General features: G+C 56.1%; 16 protein-coding genes. 11 read left to right on the forward strand and 5 right to left on the reverse strand.

Features of this window, described 5'->3' with window-relative positions:
- The first annotated feature begins 128 nt into the window (after nt 1-128).
- Nucleotides 129-1,217, forward strand: a complete 1,089-nt coding sequence (locus tag EKN83_RS11845) for an AAA family ATPase (RefSeq protein ID WP_126800975.1) — start codon at nt 129-131, stop codon at nt 1,215-1,217.
- Nucleotides 1,218-1,313: 96 nt separating this feature from the next.
- On the opposite strand, the gene nlpA is transcribed toward EKN83_RS11845, so the two are convergent.
- From nlpA to EKN83_RS11865, 4 genes are all read right to left on the reverse strand, one after another.
- On the reverse strand, nt 1,314-2,114 hold the full coding sequence (nlpA, locus tag EKN83_RS11850; protein WP_025757013.1) for a lipoprotein NlpA: 801 nt from the start codon (nt 2,112-2,114) through the stop codon (nt 1,314-1,316).
- 139 nt (nt 2,115-2,253) lie between these two features.
- Complete coding sequence (locus tag EKN83_RS11855; protein WP_185857670.1) at nt 2,254-2,652, reverse strand: type II toxin-antitoxin system VapC family toxin; 399 nt, start codon at nt 2,650-2,652, stop codon at nt 2,254-2,256.
- A gap of 3 nt (nt 2,653-2,655) precedes the next feature.
- Nucleotides 2,656-2,916, reverse strand: a complete 261-nt coding sequence (locus EKN83_RS11860; protein ID WP_126800976.1) for an antitoxin — start codon at nt 2,914-2,916, stop codon at nt 2,656-2,658.
- A gap of 129 nt (nt 2,917-3,045) precedes the next feature.
- A complete protein-coding gene (locus EKN83_RS11865; RefSeq protein WP_126800977.1) occupies nt 3,046-3,465 on the reverse strand; it encodes a GNAT family N-acetyltransferase in 420 nt (139 codons plus the stop codon).
- A gap of 186 nt (nt 3,466-3,651) precedes the next feature.
- On the opposite strand from EKN83_RS11865, the gene EKN83_RS11870 reads away from it, so the two are divergent.
- The 5 genes from EKN83_RS11870 to EKN83_RS11890 all read left to right on the forward strand — a co-directional run bounded on the left by EKN83_RS11870 (nt 3,652) and on the right by EKN83_RS11890 (nt 10,380).
- Nucleotides 3,652-4,221, forward strand: a complete 570-nt coding sequence (locus EKN83_RS11870; protein ID WP_126800978.1) for a TetR/AcrR family transcriptional regulator — start codon at nt 3,652-3,654, stop codon at nt 4,219-4,221.
- A gap of 148 nt (nt 4,222-4,369) precedes the next feature.
- The gene (locus EKN83_RS11875) at nt 4,370-5,491 is read left to right on the forward strand and encodes an efflux RND transporter periplasmic adaptor subunit (protein WP_126800979.1); all 1,122 of its coding nucleotides are present in this window, start codon (nt 4,370-4,372) and stop codon (nt 5,489-5,491) included.
- A complete protein-coding gene (locus tag EKN83_RS11880; RefSeq protein ID WP_126800980.1) occupies nt 5,491-8,601 on the forward strand; it encodes an efflux RND transporter permease subunit in 3,111 nt (1,036 codons plus the stop codon). Before EKN83_RS11875 ends, EKN83_RS11880 begins: the two co-directional genes overlap by 1 nt.
- Entirely contained in the window at nt 8,601-9,965 is a 1,365-nt protein-coding gene (locus tag EKN83_RS11885; RefSeq protein ID WP_126800981.1) for an efflux transporter outer membrane subunit, read from the forward strand. Before EKN83_RS11880 ends, EKN83_RS11885 begins: the two co-directional genes overlap by 1 nt.
- A gap of 118 nt (nt 9,966-10,083) precedes the next feature.
- Nucleotides 10,084-10,380 carry a YicS family protein gene (locus EKN83_RS11890; protein ID WP_045286461.1) on the forward strand — a complete coding sequence of 99 codons (297 nt, stop codon included), beginning with the start codon at nt 10,084-10,086 and terminating at the stop codon, nt 10,378-10,380.
- Between the two features lie 48 nt (nt 10,381-10,428).
- Here the strand turns inward: EKN83_RS11890 and EKN83_RS11895 are convergent, their stop codons facing one another.
- Nucleotides 10,429-11,379: a LacI family DNA-binding transcriptional regulator gene (locus EKN83_RS11895; RefSeq protein WP_025757008.1), complete on the reverse strand. Its 951-nt coding sequence runs from the start codon at nt 11,377-11,379 to the stop codon at nt 10,429-10,431.
- A 293-nt stretch (nt 11,380-11,672) separates the two neighbouring features.
- Here EKN83_RS11895 and EKN83_RS11900 point away from each other — a divergent pair, with 293 nt between their 5' ends.
- The 5 genes from EKN83_RS11900 (at nt 11,673) to EKN83_RS11920 (ending at nt 16,548) form a co-directional block, all read left to right on the forward strand.
- Entirely contained in the window at nt 11,673-11,987 is a 315-nt protein-coding gene (locus EKN83_RS11900; RefSeq protein WP_014830072.1) for a PTS sugar transporter subunit IIB, read from the forward strand.
- Nucleotides 11,988-11,998: 11 nt separating this feature from the next.
- Nucleotides 11,999-13,324, forward strand: coding sequence for a PTS sugar transporter subunit IIC (locus EKN83_RS11905; RefSeq protein WP_045286460.1), 1,326 nt, complete (start codon nt 11,999-12,001; stop codon nt 13,322-13,324).
- A gap of 17 nt (nt 13,325-13,341) precedes the next feature.
- Nucleotides 13,342-14,715: a glycoside hydrolase family 1 protein gene (locus EKN83_RS11910; protein WP_126800982.1), complete on the forward strand. Its 1,374-nt coding sequence runs from the start codon at nt 13,342-13,344 to the stop codon at nt 14,713-14,715.
- Nucleotides 14,716-14,728: 13 nt separating this feature from the next.
- Nucleotides 14,729-15,031 (forward strand): PTS lactose/cellobiose transporter subunit IIA, encoded by a 303-nt coding sequence (locus EKN83_RS11915; protein ID WP_008500136.1) that lies wholly within the window; start codon nt 14,729-14,731, stop codon nt 15,029-15,031.
- A gap of 137 nt (nt 15,032-15,168) precedes the next feature.
- Entirely contained in the window at nt 15,169-16,548 is a 1,380-nt protein-coding gene (locus EKN83_RS11920; RefSeq protein WP_045286459.1) for a carbohydrate porin, read from the forward strand.
- Nucleotides 16,549-16,609 lie beyond the last annotated feature (61 nt).

Genomic DNA, 16,609 nt, shown 5'->3' on the forward strand with positions numbered 1-16,609 from the left:
CCCCATTGACCCGTAGAGGCCCGCAGCAGTAGCCCGTTTAGACGACATCCTCACTGTCGTCTCTTTTTTGCATTTCATCTCAAAGACTGTGATTATATACAGGCTTATTCTGCAAAAGGGGCCTGCCTGTGATTAACACCCTGCACATCCAAAACTACCGCTCCATCCGCGATATGTCGCTGGAGCTGGAGCAGCTCAACATTGTCTTTGGGCCGAACGGCACCGGGAAATCGAATATCTACAAGGCGATACATCTGATGCACAGCGCCGCGCAGGGGCAGTTTTCCCAGGCGCTGGCAAACGAGGGCGGCATCCTGAAGGTGTTCTGGGCAGGCAAAACCCGCAGCGATCAGCTGCGGCGGATGAATCTGGCGGTAGAAACAGAGACCTATGAATACGAGCTGCAGGTCGGGTTTGTGGAGAAGCTGCCCTATCCCTCGCAGTTTCAGCTCGATCCGGTGATCAAAGAAGAATCTCTCTGGCTGAGTGGCCAGCACCGACGCCCCTCGTCGCAGCTGATGAAGCGCAGGAATCAGGCGGTGTTTCTGAATAACGTGCATCACGAGAAAGTGACTCACAGCGGCACGCTCTATGAGAATGAATCGGTGTTCGGTCAGCTCGGTGAACCGCATCTTTACCCGGAAGTGTCGCAGATGCGCGAGTCCCTGCGTAACTGGCGCTTTTACCATGAGTTTTCCGTCTCCTCCGGCTCGGCGATGCGTGCCCCGCAGGTCGGTTTCCGCTCCCCGGTGCTGGCCAGCGACGGCGCCAACCTGGCGGCGGCGTTTCAGACCATTGTCGAGATTGGCGACGAACTGCTGCTGATGCGCATTCTCGACCAGGCCTTCCCCGGCTGCGTATTTTACAGCGACAACACCGGCGGGCGGTTCCGGATGATGATGCAGCGCGAAGGGCTGAGCAGACCGCTGGAGCCCGCAGAATTCTCTGACGGTACGCTCCGCTTCCTGTGCCTGGCGGTGGCGCTGTTAAGCCCGCGCCCACCGGCGTTTATCGCGTTGAACGAGCCGGAAAACAGCCTGCATCCTCAGATGCTGCCCGCGCTGGCGAGCTTAATCGCCGAGGCCAGCCGCTACTCGCAGATCTGGCTCACCAGCCACTCGCCGGAGCTGGCGCATTTGATTGAGAAACATCGATCGTTTTCGCTGTATCAGCTGTCGATGGTGGAGGGAGAGACGAGGGTGGAGAGGCTGGGGTAAGGCTGCATAAGCCTGTTTGCGCCCTTCGGGGCCAGCATCGGGTCGATTACCGATGGAATCGGGCCAATTTAAGCAACCCGTTTTCCGTCAGATCGTTTACCAGCCCGGTACCGCCCCGCCGTTAAAGATGGTTTCAGCGGCTTTAGCCACTTCAGGCGACTGATAAGACTGGATAAATTCCTTCACGTTCTCCGCGTCTTTGTTGTCTTCGCGCGTCACCACAATGTTCACGTACGGTGAGTTTTTATCTTCAATAAAGACACTGTCATGCACCGGCGACAGCCCGGTTTGTTGAATATAGGTGGTGCTGATAATCGCGACATCCACTTTCGGGTCATCCAGCACGCGCGGCAGCTGCGCCCCTTCCAGCTCCATAATCTTCAGGTGTTTGGGGTTGGCGGTAATATCCAGCGCCGTCGGCAGCAGACCGGTGTCTGGCTTCAGGGTAATGAGCTTCTCTTTTTGCAGCAGCAACAGCGCGCGTCCCAGGTTGGTCGGATCGTTTGGAATGGCGATGGTCGCGCCGTCCTTCAGGTCAGACACGGATTTGATTTTGCGGGAGTAGCCCGCCATCGGGAAGACAAAGGTGTTCGCCACGGCCACCAGCTTGTAGTTATGCGCCTTATTATCCTCTTCAAGGAACGGGCGATGCTGGAAAACGTTGGCATCCAGTTCCCCCTGGTTGGTGGCGTCGTTGGGCAGCAGCGAACCGCTGAAGCCCACCAGCTCCACATCCAGGCCATATTTCTCTTTAGCCACTTTTTTGGCGACTTCCGCCACGTCCTGTTCAGCGCCATTGATGACGCCGACTTTAATGTGTTTGGCATCGCTGCCACTTTGATCGCATCCTGCCAGCAGCAGACCTGCGAGAACCAGAGCACCCAATCGACGTTTCACAAGACAGTTCCTTTTGATAAATGGTGTAGTGACTATATCGACAACGAGGCGGTGAAATAAAAACCGAAAAAGAATCAGTAAGAAGGATACGTTATATGCGGATATCGCCGGGTGGCGGCGTGCCACCTGGCATCAAAGATCACGACGCTGTCGTCCAGTCCTCGACGGCAAGCTCCTGCACCATTCTGAACGCATGATCGTTAGTCACTATCGTTGTACCCCGACTAATAGCATGCGCAGCGATCAGCTGATCGAGATCGCCCATCACTTTTCCTCTCTTTTCCATTTCTGCGCGGAGTTCACCGTACGTTGCTGCGGCTTCACTGTCCCAGTCGCAGATAGTGATGGTTTTAAGGAACTCAAGTATGGTTTTTTGTAATGTGTCACTTTGCTTTTTGGCTATTCCATAAAGCAGTTCGGCCTCCGTCACGCTTGAAATACACATTTTTTCTGTTGGGGTGCGAGAATATTGTTTTATCACCCCGGGATGTTGCCTTACGAGGTGGCTTACTATGTTTGTGTCCAACATATGCAGCATATTCTAGAGCCCTTCAAATGGATCTCTTGTTGTATAGCTCTGATTACGTTCCTCTTTGCTCAGAAATGAATCAGGAACATGAGTCTGCTTCAATAAACGTAAAAAGTTATCTCTGTGACGCTCCTTTTCCGATCTCGCAGTCAAAACGACATTCCCCTCCTCATCTCGTCGGATATATACGCTCTTTGTATCAAACGTGAATTCAGCAGGCAGCATCACTGCCTGATTTCGCCCCTTTTTGAAGAGTTTTGCTGTACGTTCCATTGCCATCTCCATGGTTTTCTTGACCAGGCCAAAGCATGCGCCTGGGCCTGAAAAGAAGACAAGTAACGCGCTTTAAATTCGGAAAGCGACTCGCAATAAATAGCAGAATGCCTAACGACAGAACCGCGCTTAAAGCGCTTTCGCCAGGTAATGACGCTGCATACCCTGATAGGGATAGTCCTGCAAAGACATCTGCAGCTGATACCCCTGTTTTTCATAAAACGGACGTGCCTGGAAGCTGGCCGTATCCACCAGCGCGTGCTTGCAGCCTTTGCGTCTCGCTTCCTCTTCAGCCGCTTTGATGAGCTGGCTGCCTACACCAGTTCCTCGTACGGTGTCGCTTACCCAGAGGTAATCAATATTCAGCCAGTCGCCTTTGCGCACGCCGATTAACCCACCCAGCATGACGCCTTTTTCGTCACGCACGTAAACGCCAATATCGCCGCTAAAGTTTGCCAGATCTAAAAACCTCGCGTTATACGCTCTCAGTCCCGTTAATAACTCTTCTTTTTCTGCGAGTGTGACATTTTCTGTTATGCTCAGGTGCATATTTCTCTCCTTATTTTCCACGCAATCTGAATATCTCACAGCTTATCCTTCACAAAAACTCCTTATTTCCTCCATTTTTTTAATCCTGAAATATTCATTCAATATGTAAATAAAAAAAGCCTTTCCAGGAGGTGTCCAAAACGTATAATGAGAACGATCATTCTCACTTTTACACGGTAGCCGACGATGAGCACAAAACTGGAAGAACGACAAAAACTGCGCCAGGACGAGATCATCACCGCCGCTCGCCGCTGCTTTCGCGCCAGCGGATTTCATGCGGCCAGCATGTCGCAAATTGCCAGCGAGGCGAAACTCAGCGTCGGGCAAATTTACCGTTATTTCAGTAACAAAGACGCGATTATTGAAGAGATGATCCGCCGTATCATCGATTCCCGTATCGAGGGAATGCAGGACAAAACGGTGGTAGAAGGGATGCCACAGGCCCTCGCCTGGCGAAAGACGCTCAACGAAGACGACGATGCGCTGATGCTCGAAATGTCCGCCGAGGCGACGCGTAATCCGCAGGTAGCGGCCATGTTAACCGCAGCCGAAGCCCGTATGTTTGCCAACGCCTGTGCGCATCTGAAAAAGCAGTTTCCTCACCTGAGCGATGAGCATATTCGCTGCTGCGTGGAGATTACCGCCGTGATGATCGAAGGCTCGATTTACCGGCGACTTACGCCATTAAAAGTGCCGTCAGAACAATTAGAGCCCATTTATCAGGATATTTTAAATATGCTTTTCACTGAGAAGTAATTGCATGTGAATAATTAGCGGGAATAAGTAATTCCCTTTTTTTACATTTCTGGCTCAGCCAGAGATGCGGTATCGCTGTGCCTTTAAATAGCCCTCCTCCCTGTTAAGCCATTTACAGGGCAGGCCTCGTTCACCCTGGAAAAAGATTATGAAAACCATAACAACCTCCATCGCAGCATTATTCCTCCTGACAGGGTGCGATAATGCGCAAACATCTGCTCCCCAGCGCCCTCTTCCGGAAGTGGGGATTGTCACGCTCATGAGCCAGCCGGTGTCCGTCGTCAGTGAGCTGACTGGCCGCACGACCGCCGCGATGAGCGCCGAAGTGCGTCCACAGGTGGGCGGCATTATCCAGAAGCGGCTCTTCACCGAGGGCGATACGGTGAAAGCCGGACAGGCGCTGTATCAAATCGATCCCTCCAGCTACCGTGCCGCGTTTGATGAGGCCGCCGCGGCGCTGAAACAGGCGCAGGCACTGGTAGCGGCTGATTGCCAGAAAGCCCAGCGCTATGCGCAGTTGGTAAAAGACGACGGCGTATCACGCCAGGATGCGGAAGACGCGAAATCCACCTGCGCACAGGACAAGGCCAGCGTCGAGTCAAAGAAAGCCGCGCAGGAGAGCGCACGCATTAACCTCAACTGGACCAACGTCACCGCGCCAATTGCCGGACGCATCGGCATCTCTTCCGTTACGCCCGGAGCACTGGTCACCGCCCAGCAGGACACCGCGCTTGCCACCATTCGAGGGCTGGACACCATGTACGTGGATTTAACCCGCTCAAGCGCCGATCTGCTGCGATTACGCAAGCAAACTCTGGCCACAAACAGCGATACGCTGAGCGTCACGCTACTGCTTGAAGACGGCAGCCCCTACAGCGAAAAAGGTCGCCTGGCGCTGACCGAAGTGGCGGTCGATGAATCGACTGGCTCGGTCACCCTGCGCGCCGTCTTCCCGAATCCGCAGCATCAGCTTCTGCCCGGCATGTTCGTCCGCGCCAGAGTGGATGAGGGCATTATGGATGACGCGATCCTGGCCCCTCAGCAGGGCATCACCCGCGATGCCAAAGGTATAGCCACCGCACTGGTGGTGAACGCCAGCAACAAGGTGGAGCAGCGCCAGCTGGAAACGGGTGACACTTACGGTGACAAATGGCTGGTACTGCGCGGCCTGAAGGCGGGCGACAGGCTGATTGTAGAAGGCACCGATAAAGTCACCGCCGGCCAGCAGGTGAAGCCTGAAGAGATAAAAGCCAAAGGAGGGAACGCCTGATGTTTTCCCGTTTCTTCGTGCGTCGCCCGGTGTTTGCCTGGGTGATCGCCATTCTGATTATGCTCGCCGGTATACTTGCCATCCGCACGCTGCCGGTCGCGCAGTACCCGGACGTCGCCCCTCCGTCGATCAAGATCTCCGCCACCTACACCGGTGCCTCCGCGCAGACGCTGGAAAACAGCGTGACGCAGGTCATTGAGCAGCAGCTAACCGGGCTGGATAACCTGCTCTACTTCACCTCTACCAGCAGCTCGGACGGGTCGGTAAGCATTACCGTCACCTTCGAGCAGGGTACCGATCCGGACACCGCGCAAGTCCAGGTGCAGAACAAAGTTCAGCAGGCGGAATCTCGCCTGCCCACTGAGGTGCAGCAGTCCGGCATTACGGTGGAAAAATCACAGAGCAACTTCCTGCTGATCATGGGCGTGTACGATAAAACCGACACCGCCAGCAGCTCGGATATCGCCGACTGGCTGGTGAGTAATATGCAGGATCCGCTGGCGCGCGTGGAAGGCGTCGGGAGCCTGCAGGTGTTCGGGGCGGAATACGCGATGCGCATCTGGCTCGACCCGGCGAAGCTGGCCTCTTACTCGCTGATGCCTTCAGATGTGCAGAGCGCAATTGAAGCGCAGAACGTGCAGGTTTCCGCCGGTAAAATCGGCGCACTGCCCTCGTCGAACGCCCAGCAGCTGACCGCCACCGTCCGCGCCCAGTCGCGCCTGCAGACGGTGGATCAGTTCAAAAACATCATCGTGAAGAGCCAGTCCAGCGGTGCAGTGGTGCGCATCAGCGACGTCGCGCGCGTGGAGATGGGCAGCGAAGATTACACCGCCACCGCCAGACTGAACGGCCACCCGGCGGCAGGTATGGCCGTGATGCTTTCACCAGGCGCCAACGCGCTGAATACCGCCACGGCGGTAAAAGAGAAAATCGCGGAGTTCAAAAAGTCGATGCCGGAAGGCTACGACGTGGCCTACCCGAAAGACAGCACCGAGTTCATCAAGATCTCCGTTGAGGACGTGATTCAGACCCTGTTCGAAGCCATCATTCTGGTGGTGGTGGTGATGTATCTGTTCCTGCAAAACATTCGCGCCACGCTGATCCCGGCGCTGGCGGTACCAGTGGTGCTGCTGGGCACGTTTGGCGTGCTGGCGCTGTTTGGCTACTCCATCAATACCTTAACGCTGTTTGCGATGGTGCTGGCGATAGGGCTGCTGGTGGATGATGCCATCGTGGTGGTGGAAAACGTCGAGCGTATTATGCGCGACGAGGGGCTGCCCGCCCGGGAGGCCACCGAAAAATCGATGGGCGAAATCTCCGGCGCGCTGATCGCCATTGCGCTGGTGCTCTCTGCGGTATTCCTGCCGATGGCCTTCTTTGGCGGCTCCACCGGGGTGATTTACCGTCAGTTCTCGGTCACCATTATCTCGGCGATGCTCCTCTCCGTGGTGGTGGCATTAACCCTGACGCCCGCACTCTGTGGCTCGATTCTGAGCCACACGGCTTTGCACAAGAAAGGTTTCTTCGGCGCGTTTAACCGCTTCTACAGCAAAACAGAGCACGGCTATCAGAACAAGGTGCTGCGCGCCCTGCGCCGCTCCGGCGGCATGCTGGTCATCTACGCCCTGCTCTGCGGCGCGATGGGGTTAGCGATGCTGAAGCTGCCGGGCAGCTTCCTGCCAACGGAAGATCAGGGCGAAATCATGGTGCAATACACCCTGCCTGCTGGCGCCACGACGGTACGTACCGCCGAAGTCAGCCGCCAGGTGCGCGAGTGGTTCCTCACCAAAGAGAAAGCCAACACCAACGTTATTTTCACCATTGAAGGCTTTAGCTTTAGCGGCAGCGGCCAGAACGCCGGGATGGCGTTTGTCTCCCTGAAAAACTGGTCCGAACGTAAGGGCGATGAAAACACCGCTCAGGCCATTGCCCTGCGCGCCACGCAGGAGCTGAGCACCATCCGCGATGCCACCATTTTCGCCATGACGCCCCCGGCGGTGGACGGTCTGGGCCAGAGCAACGGATTTACCTTTGAGCTGATGGCCAGCGGCGGCACCGACCGCGACACGCTGCTGAAGATGCGTAACCAGCTGCTTGGCGAAGCCAATCAGGACAGCGCCCTGCACGCGGTACGCGCCAACGATCTGCCCCAGATGCCGCAGCTGCAGGTGGATATCGATAACAACAAAGCCGTGTCGCTGGGACTCTCTCTGAGCGACGTCACCGACACCCTCTCCAGCGCCTGGGGTGGCACCTACGTGAATGATTTTATCGACCGCGGTCGAGTGAAAAAGGTCTATATCCAGGGCGACAGTGACTATCGCGCCGCGCCGTCCGATCTCAACAAATGGTACGTGCGCGGCAGCGACAGCACCATGACGCCGTTCTCCGCGTTCGCCACCACCCGCTGGGAGTATGGCCCGGAAAGTCTGGTGCGCTACAACGGCTCGGCGGCCTATGAAATTCAGGGGGAAAACGCCAGTGGCGCCAGTTCCGGTACGGCGATGAGCAAAATGGAGCAGCTGGCAAACAACCTGCCATCCGGCAGCACCTGGGCGTGGAGCGGTTTGTCCTTACAAGAAAAACTGGCCAGCGGTCAGGCAATGAGCCTCTATGCCCTCTCGATCCTGGTGGTCTTCCTCTGCCTGGCGGCGCTGTATGAGAGCTGGTCAGTGCCGATTTCCGTCATCCTGGTGATCCCGCTGGGGGTACTGGGTGCGGCGATTGCTGCCTCCCTGCGCGGCCTGAGTAATGACGTCTATTTCCAGGTGGCGCTGCTGACCACCATCGGCCTGTCGTCAAAGAATGCGATCTTGATTGTTGAGTTTGCCGAGGCAAAAGTCGCCGAAGGCTACTCCCTGACGCGGGCAGCGCTGCGTGCCGCCCAGACGCGTCTGCGCCCCATCATCATGACCTCGCTGGCGTTTATCGCAGGCGTGACGCCGCTGGCGATTGCCACCGGGGCGGGGGCCAACAGCCGGGTGGCAATCGGTACCGGCATTATCGGTGGAACGCTCGCCGCCACGCTGCTGGCGATCTTCTTCGTTCCGTTATTTTTCGTACTGGTGAAACGTCTGTTCTCCGGTAAACACAGCAACCGGAGGTCATAATGTTTCGTTTATCTGTTTTAGTGTTAGCGCTGCTGAGTGCAGGCTGCGTGTCGTTGGATCCGACGTATCAGCGCCCGGCCGCGCCCGTCCCGGCAACGTTACCTGGCGTGCATGGCGAAGCCACTGCTGTGGTGAGCCAGTGGCAGCAGGTGATGCACGATCCGCGCCTGAAAAGCGTGATTACCCTGGCGCTGAACAGCAACCGCGACGTGCAAAAAGCGATTGCCGATATCGACGCCGCCCGCGCCCAGTACGGCGAAACGCGATCGTCTCTGTTCCCGACTGTGGACGCGGAGCTGAGCCACACCCGCAGCCGTACGCTGGCAAGCGGCGTCGCCACAAGCGATGAGGCCAACGGCGCGGTCTCGAGCTTCGAGCTGGATCTGTTTGGCCGTAACCAGAGCCTGTCGCGCGCGGCGCGTGAAACCTGGCTCGCCAGCGAGTTCACCGCCCGGAACACGCGCCTGACGATGGTCAGCGAGTTGACCACCGCCTGGGTGACGCTGGCGGCGGATAACAGCAACCTGGCGCTGGCGAAATCGACCCAGGAGAGCGCGGCGAACTCGCTCAGGATTGTGAAGCGCCAGCAGGAGGTCGGCGTGGCGGCGGCAACGGACGTCAGCGAAGCGATGGCGGTTTACCAGCAGGCGCGCGCCAGCGTGGCGAGCTATCAAACACAGGTGCTACAGGACAAAAACGCCCTTAATCTGCTGGCGGGCAACACGGTGCCAGACAACCTGCTGCCGGGTACGCTGGAGAGCCTGAGCGATAACGCCATCACGCTGATCCCGGCGGGCGTCAGCTCCAGCGCGCTGCTGCGTCGCCCGGACATTCAGGAAGCCGAGCATAACCTGCTGAGCGCCAACGCTAACATCGGTGCCGCGCGCGCGAACTTCTTCCCGACCATCTCGCTTACCGCCAGCGCGGGCGTCGGTAGCGATTCGCTGTCGTCTCTGTTCAGCCACGGTATGAAGGTATGGTCATTCGCACCGTCCGTTACCCTGCCGTTGTTCAGCGGCGGCAACAATCTGGCGCAACTGCGTTATGCAGAAGCCGAGAAAAAAGGGTTAATCGCCACCTACGAGAAAAGCATCCAGAGCGCGTTTAAAGACGTGGCCGACGCGCTGGCGCGTCGTGAAACCCTCAGCGAGCAGCTGGATGCCCAGCGAGAATACGTGGCGGCGGAACAAAAAACGCTGGAGGTAGCAACACGCAGCTACCGGGCAGGTGCCGGGGATTATCTGACGGTACTGACCGCACAGCGGTTATTGTGGTCGGCGCAGTCGTCGCTTATCGCGTTACAACAAACCGATCTGGAAAACCGCATCACCCTGTGGCAGTCGCTCGGGGGAGGTATTCAGTAGCGCTTGCGGGGATTCATGATACGCGGGGGTGAGAAAATTCATACTTTCGGCTGGCGTCGCTACACTGAATGTAACGATATATTTCATGGGAAGCATGCGTCTCTTCAAGGGGGTTTCGATGAAAGCTGCGCACCTGGTCTGCCTGCTGGTTTGTCTGCTGTTCGCCGCGTTTGTCCATGCGCAGGAAAAGGACGATCCGGCGAAAGAGGCCCAGATAAAACAGCAGATCCTTAAGGATGTGAAGAAAACCTGTACGCCGCAGAAAAAACAGAGCGATAAAGCCTGGCAGGAGATGATTTTGTCGTCTGAGGCCAATCAACTGCTGATTAAGAATGCCATCACCGCCGTCAAGCGCGACAACCTGGACGCTTACTGGGCAGCGATTGGCCAGGTGGATTGCATGGAAGATTATTAAATGCTGCTTGCCGGGTGGCGCTACGCTTACCCGGCCTGGATAACGTTTTTAACGCTTACGCACATCCGGAATAATTAAATCCCCGCGCAGCACATACGACCCCAGCATCTGCGTTTTTTCCGTCAGCCAGCTCACGATACGCGCCGCCATGGCATCCATTGAATATTCAATGGCTGGGATCACCGGAATACCCGGCAGGTGCAGCGAACCGGCCAGGCTGAAGACCATAATGTCCTCCGGCACGGATTTATTAAACGCCTGCAGTTGCGGGATCACCCGCTGGGCTTCCTGCTCGTCCGCGACCAGCAACGCGTTGAAATTCAGCGTGCTGGCGTTATTGAGCAGCTCCTGAAGCGCAACGGACGAGGAAGTGGCGTCCATAAACACAAGGTTGCGATTAAAGGGCAGGAAATTTTTCTCCAGCGCATGCTTGTAGCCAAGCAGAACCTGGTCAGCAAAACCGCTGCCGTGCGGGTGGATGAGGGCAATCTGGCGTCGCCCCTGGCTGGTCAGATAGTTACAGGCGGTTTCGGCGGCAAAGGCATGATCGAACTGGATACTGTTGGAATTATCAGACTCCATACAGTCAACCAGGATAACGTTGTCCCTGTCGACGTCCAGCGGGAAACGCGCGCCAATCACCAGAATGTCATCGCACAGCCCGCAGGAGAGCTCTTCCAGAGCATGCATCACTTCCGCTTTGCTATGCGCGAAGCGCAGCAGCAGGTGTTTCTGGTGCTGACTGAGCTGTTTTTCCAGCGCGTAGAGATAACCGGTGGTCTGGTTAATGTTTTCCTGGGCACAAATCACCCCGATGCACCCTGTCGACTGGCTCAGCAGCGACTGCGCAATCACATTAGGCCGGTAGTTAAGTTCATCCACTGCCTTCAGAACCGCCTGACGGCTGGCTTCCTTTACGCCACGCGACCCACTCAACACTCGCGATACCGTGGCTTTAGACACCCCGGCAAGACGTGATACATCATTGATTGTCGACATCTCTTTCCCCTGACAGGCTTACCTCGCGCCTGCAAATTCCATGACCGCTTCGGCTCACATTATAGCCAGAAGGGAGTATATCCGTTTCCGTTTTCCATGGAAACCGATTTTCCGTTTCCACTCAAAATGATGTCAAAACAGCCAAATTGTGTGACGCATATCGGGTTAATTAGCCTCATAAGTAAGGGATCTTGATGAGTATCACACTTCTGCTTTTTATAAATGGAAACCGGTTTCCATCTGATATCCAATCATCAGCGCAATATCTATTTACATTTTGAGGATGGTTGTCGATGTTCAAGATTATGCTCTGCTGCTCTGCCGGGATGTCCACCAGCCTGCTGGTCAGCAAAATGGTCGATGTCGCGAAAGAACGGGGTTTGCCGGTAAAAATTGATGCGTATGGCGTTTCCGAATTTGATACGCAGTTTCCGCAATACCAGGTTGTCCTTCTCGGACCGCAAGTGAAATACATGTTACAGACACTCTCAGACAAGGCAGCCACCAAAGGCATTCCCGTCCAGCCCATCGATATGATGGACTACGGCATGCAACGTGGCGATAAGGTACTGGACTATGCTCTGTCGCTCATCGAAGCGGCACACTAAAAGGTGTTCTCATGAGTTCGTTATATCAATCCATGGTCGCGGTGATTGAGCAGTCAATTACCCCGCTGGCCGCGAAGCTCGGCCAGCAAAAGTATGTGATTGCCATCCGCGACGGCTTTACCGCCGCGCTGCCGTTTATGATCATCGGCTCGTTTATGCTGGTGTTCATCTTCCCGCCGTTCTCGGCGGACACCACCAATAGCTTCGCCCGCGGCTGGCTGGATTTCTCCCAGACCTACCGCGAGCAGCTGATGCTGCCGTTTAACCTCAGTATGGGCGTCATGACCTTTTTCATCTCGGTGGGAATTGGCGCAAGCCTGGGACGTCAGTTTAACCTTGACCCGGTGATGTCCGGCCTGCTGGCCTTCATGGCCTTCCTGCTGGTCGCCGCGCCGTATGCCGACGGTAAGATCTCCACCCAGTATCTTTCCGGTCAGGGGATTTTTACCGCGCTGATCACCGCGATTTACGCCACACGCGTCTATGCGTGGCTGAAGCAGAACAACGTCACCATTCGTCTGCCGAAAGAAGTCCCGACCGGCGTGGCGCGGTCGTTTGAGATCCTGATCCCGGTGATGGTGGTGATCGGTACCCTGCATCCGCTGAACCTGTTTATTGAGGCGCAAACCGGGATGATTATCCCGCAGGCGATAATGCACCTGCTGGAGCCGCTGGTCTCTGCGTCTGATTCCCTGCCTGCCATTCTGCTCTCCGTGCTGCTGTGTCAGATCTTCTGGTTTGCCGGGATTCACGGCTCGCTGATTGTCACCGGCATCATGAACCCATTCTGGATGGCGAACCTGTCGGCCAACCAGGCGGCACTGGCGGCTGGCGCGGCGCTGCCGCACGTCTACCTGCAGGGCTTCTGGGATCACTACCTGCTGATTGGCGGCGTCGGTTCTACGCTGCCGCTGGCCTTCCTGCTGCTGCGTAGCCGCGTAACGCACTTACGCACTATCGGCAAAATGGGCGTTGTGCCAAGCTTCTTTAACATCAACGAGCCGATCCTGTTCGGCGCGCCGATCATCATGAACCCGATGCTGTTTATTCCGTTCGTGTGCGTTCCACTGGTGAACGCCTGCCTGGCCTGGGCGGCAACCCGACTGGGCTGGCTGGCACAGGTGGTGTCGCTCACGCCGTGGACCACTCCCGCGCCCATTGGCGCCTCATGGGCCGCCAACTGGGCGCTGAGCCCGGTGGTGATGTGTCTCGTTTGTATGGTGATGTCAGCGCTGATGTACCTGCCGTTCCTGCGCGCTTACGAGCGTACGTTGATGAAAAACGAAGAGCAGAAGGCTCAGGCAACCGTCGGAGCCGCTGAGACCGCAAGCCATTAAGTCAAAGAGGACGCGTCATGAAATATACCTTTCCCGATAATTTCTGGTGGGGCAGCGCAAGCTCCGCTCTCCAGACCGAAGGGACACGAGAGGGTGAAACCACATGGGATTACTGGTTTGCCCGCGAGCCGAACCGTTTTCACAACGGCGTGGGTCCACAGCAGACCTCCACGTTTTATCAACACTGGAAAACGGACATTCAGCTGTTAAAGCAGCTGAATCACAACAGCTTTCGCACTTCCATAAGCTGGGCGCGCCTGATCCCCGACGGTATCGGTGAAGTAAATCCGAAGGCAGTCGAATTTTATAATCAGGTCATTGATGAGCTGATCGAACAGGGCATTACGCCGTTTATCACCCTGTTCCACTTCGACATGCCGATGGCGATGCAGGAGATCGGCGGCTGGGAAAACCGTGACGTGGTGGAGGCTTACGCCCGCTATGCGCAGGTTTGCTTCGACCTGTTTGGCGACCGCGTGCTGCACTGGTTTACCTTCAACGAGCCGATCGTCCCGGTGGAAGGCGGTTATCTGTACGACTTCCATTACCCGAACGTGGTGGATTTCCGCCGGGCGGCCACCGTGGCGTACCACACCGTGCTGGCCCATGCGAAGGCCGTTCAGGCCTACCGTGCGGGCCATTATGCCGGGGAGATCGGCATCGTGTTGAACCTGACGCCGTCGTACCCGCGCTCGCAAAACCCGGCGGACGTCAAAGCGGCGCACGTGGCCGATCTGATGTTTAACCGCAGCTTCCTCGACCCGGTTCTGCGCGGGGAGTATCCGGCCGACCTGGTGGCGTTGCTGAAAACCCACAATCAACTGCCCGCCTGTAAACCGGAAGACAGTCTCCTGATTGCGGAAGGGAAAATCGACCTGCTCGGCATTAACTACTATCAGCCGCGTCGCGTGAAGTGTCGTGACAGCGCGGTGAACCCGCAGGCGCCGTTTATGCCGGAGTGGTTCTTTGAAAACTACGAGATGCCAGGCCGCAAGATGAACCCGTACCGTGGCTGGGAAATCTACGAACAGGGTATTTACGATATTCTGGTTAACCTGCGCGACAATTACGGCAATCCACGCTGTTTTATTTCTGAAAACGGTATGGGCGTCGAAAATGAGCAGCGCTTTATTGAAAATGGCCAGATAAACGATCAATACCGCATTGATTTTATTTCCGGGCATTTAACCTGGCTGCATAAAGGTATTAGCGAAGGGTGCAATTGCCTTGGTTATCATATGTGGACCTTTATTGATAACTGGTCGTGGTGCAATGCGTATAAAAATCGCTATGGATTTATCCAGCTCGATTTGGAAACGCAGCAGCGCACCCTTAAAAAGAGCGGAGAGTGGTTTGCCACCACCTCATTAAATAATAGTTTCGATATCTAAAGAGAGAGAGATGATGATTGCCTTAGAAGAAGCGGTTATGGAAATCATCGTCAATGCGGGTCAGTCGCGCAGCCTGTGCTTTGAAGCACTGCACGCTGCGCGGCAGGGCAACATTGACGAAGCCAAAAGCCTGCTGCGTGAAGCCGATGGCTACGCGCGACAGGCGCACAAGATGCAGACCAAACTTATTGAGCAGGATGCGGGTGAAGCCCGTCAGCCGATGACCTTAATTATGGTTCACGCCCAGGATCATTTAATGAATTCGCTATTAGCGCGTGAATTGTCTGAAGAAATAATCCATTTATATCAGAGATAATGTATGGCGAAATAAATTAATGTAATACCTCTGTACCTAAAATAGAATTCCACTTGTTCTGATGATAGCGACATACTCTGTCAGATCGGAGCGGGATGGTTATTGTCTGAATAAAATTAAACTATATTGAGATAACCATGAATACGATTAAAAAACTTCCATTAACCATGGCGGTTATCGCCGCGCTTTGCCCAATTTCTGTCCTCGCCCAGGAATTTACGCAGGAGCAAATCGACGCCATCGTGGCAAAAGCGGTGGATAAAGCCCTGGCCGAACGTCAGGCCAAAATGGATGCCGCCGTGGCGAAAAAAGCCGACGTGGTCACCGAGCCGCAAAGCGCGGCGCAATCCCCGGACATGGCGATTCCGTTCGGCATTAAATTTACCGGTTACGCCCGTTACGGCGCGCACTTCCAGGCTGCTGACCAGAAGTATGTGGCGGTAGACGGCTCCTATAACGGCGCATCTGCCATCGGTCGTCTGGGTAACGAAGGCAACGGCGGCGAATTCCAGCTCTCCAAAGCCTTCAAGGGCGACAACGGCGCCATCTGGGACATCAACGTGATGATCGACCACTGGGGCGATGAAGTTAACCTGAAAAAAGCCTACGCCGGTGTAACCAACATTATGGCCTCCAACCCGAACGCCTATTTCTGGGCCGGTCGTGACTTCCACCAGCGTCCGCAGCAGGGCATCAACGATTACTTCTGGATGAACCACGACGGCCAGGGCGCCGGGGTGAAGAACTTCGACATCGGCGGCGTGCAGTTCGACGTGGCCGCCGTGGCGGCGGTGGAATCCTGTAGCCCGGAAGTACTGGAAGATGAAGCGAACCCGTCGCGCATCACCTGTACCGGCGGTTCCGGCACGGGCGACAAAGGCAACTATGCGGCAACCTCAAAAATCCACGGCATGAAGGTCGGTCCGCTGGATCTGGAGCTGTACGCTAACTACGGCTTTGACTCAAAAGCCGTGGAGAGCGACGAACGGCTGAACGCCTGGCAGGGCGGCGTGGTGCTGAGCCACACCAACGACAGCGGCGTGAACAAGGTGATCGCCCGTTACTCCGATAACGCAGACAACAGCGTGTTCAACAAAACCGAGGATCTGACCACGGTTTACGCCAGCTTCGAAGGGCTGCACAAATTCACTCCGCAGACCCAGGTGGAGTATATCCTCGCCTTCCACGACTACGACAACAGCCGTGATAAAACGGACAACCGTAAGAACTACAACGCCATTGTGCGTCCGATGCACTGGTGGAACGACGTCCACTCCACCTGGCTGGAAGCGGGCTGGCAGCATGTGGATTACGACAACGGCGGCGATAACAAGGGCTGGAAGCTGACCCTCTCCCAGAACATGTCGATCGCCATGGGGCCGGAGTTCCGTCCGATGCTGCGCTTCTACGTAACCGGCGGCAAAGTGGATAACGAACGCACCGCCCGCGTGAACGGCACCAAAGACGAGACGCTTGACGACTTCAACGTCGGCGCAATGTGGGAGGCGTGGTTCTAAGCAAGGTAGAAGCAAAACGGCAACGATAGTTGCCGTTTTTAGTGTTTGCTCCCTCTCCCCG

Origin of the sequence: Enterobacter sp. WCHEn090032 (assembly GCF_003986875.1) — a bacterium.
Classification (GTDB): domain Bacteria; phylum Pseudomonadota; class Gammaproteobacteria; order Enterobacterales; family Enterobacteriaceae; genus Enterobacter; species Enterobacter sichuanensis.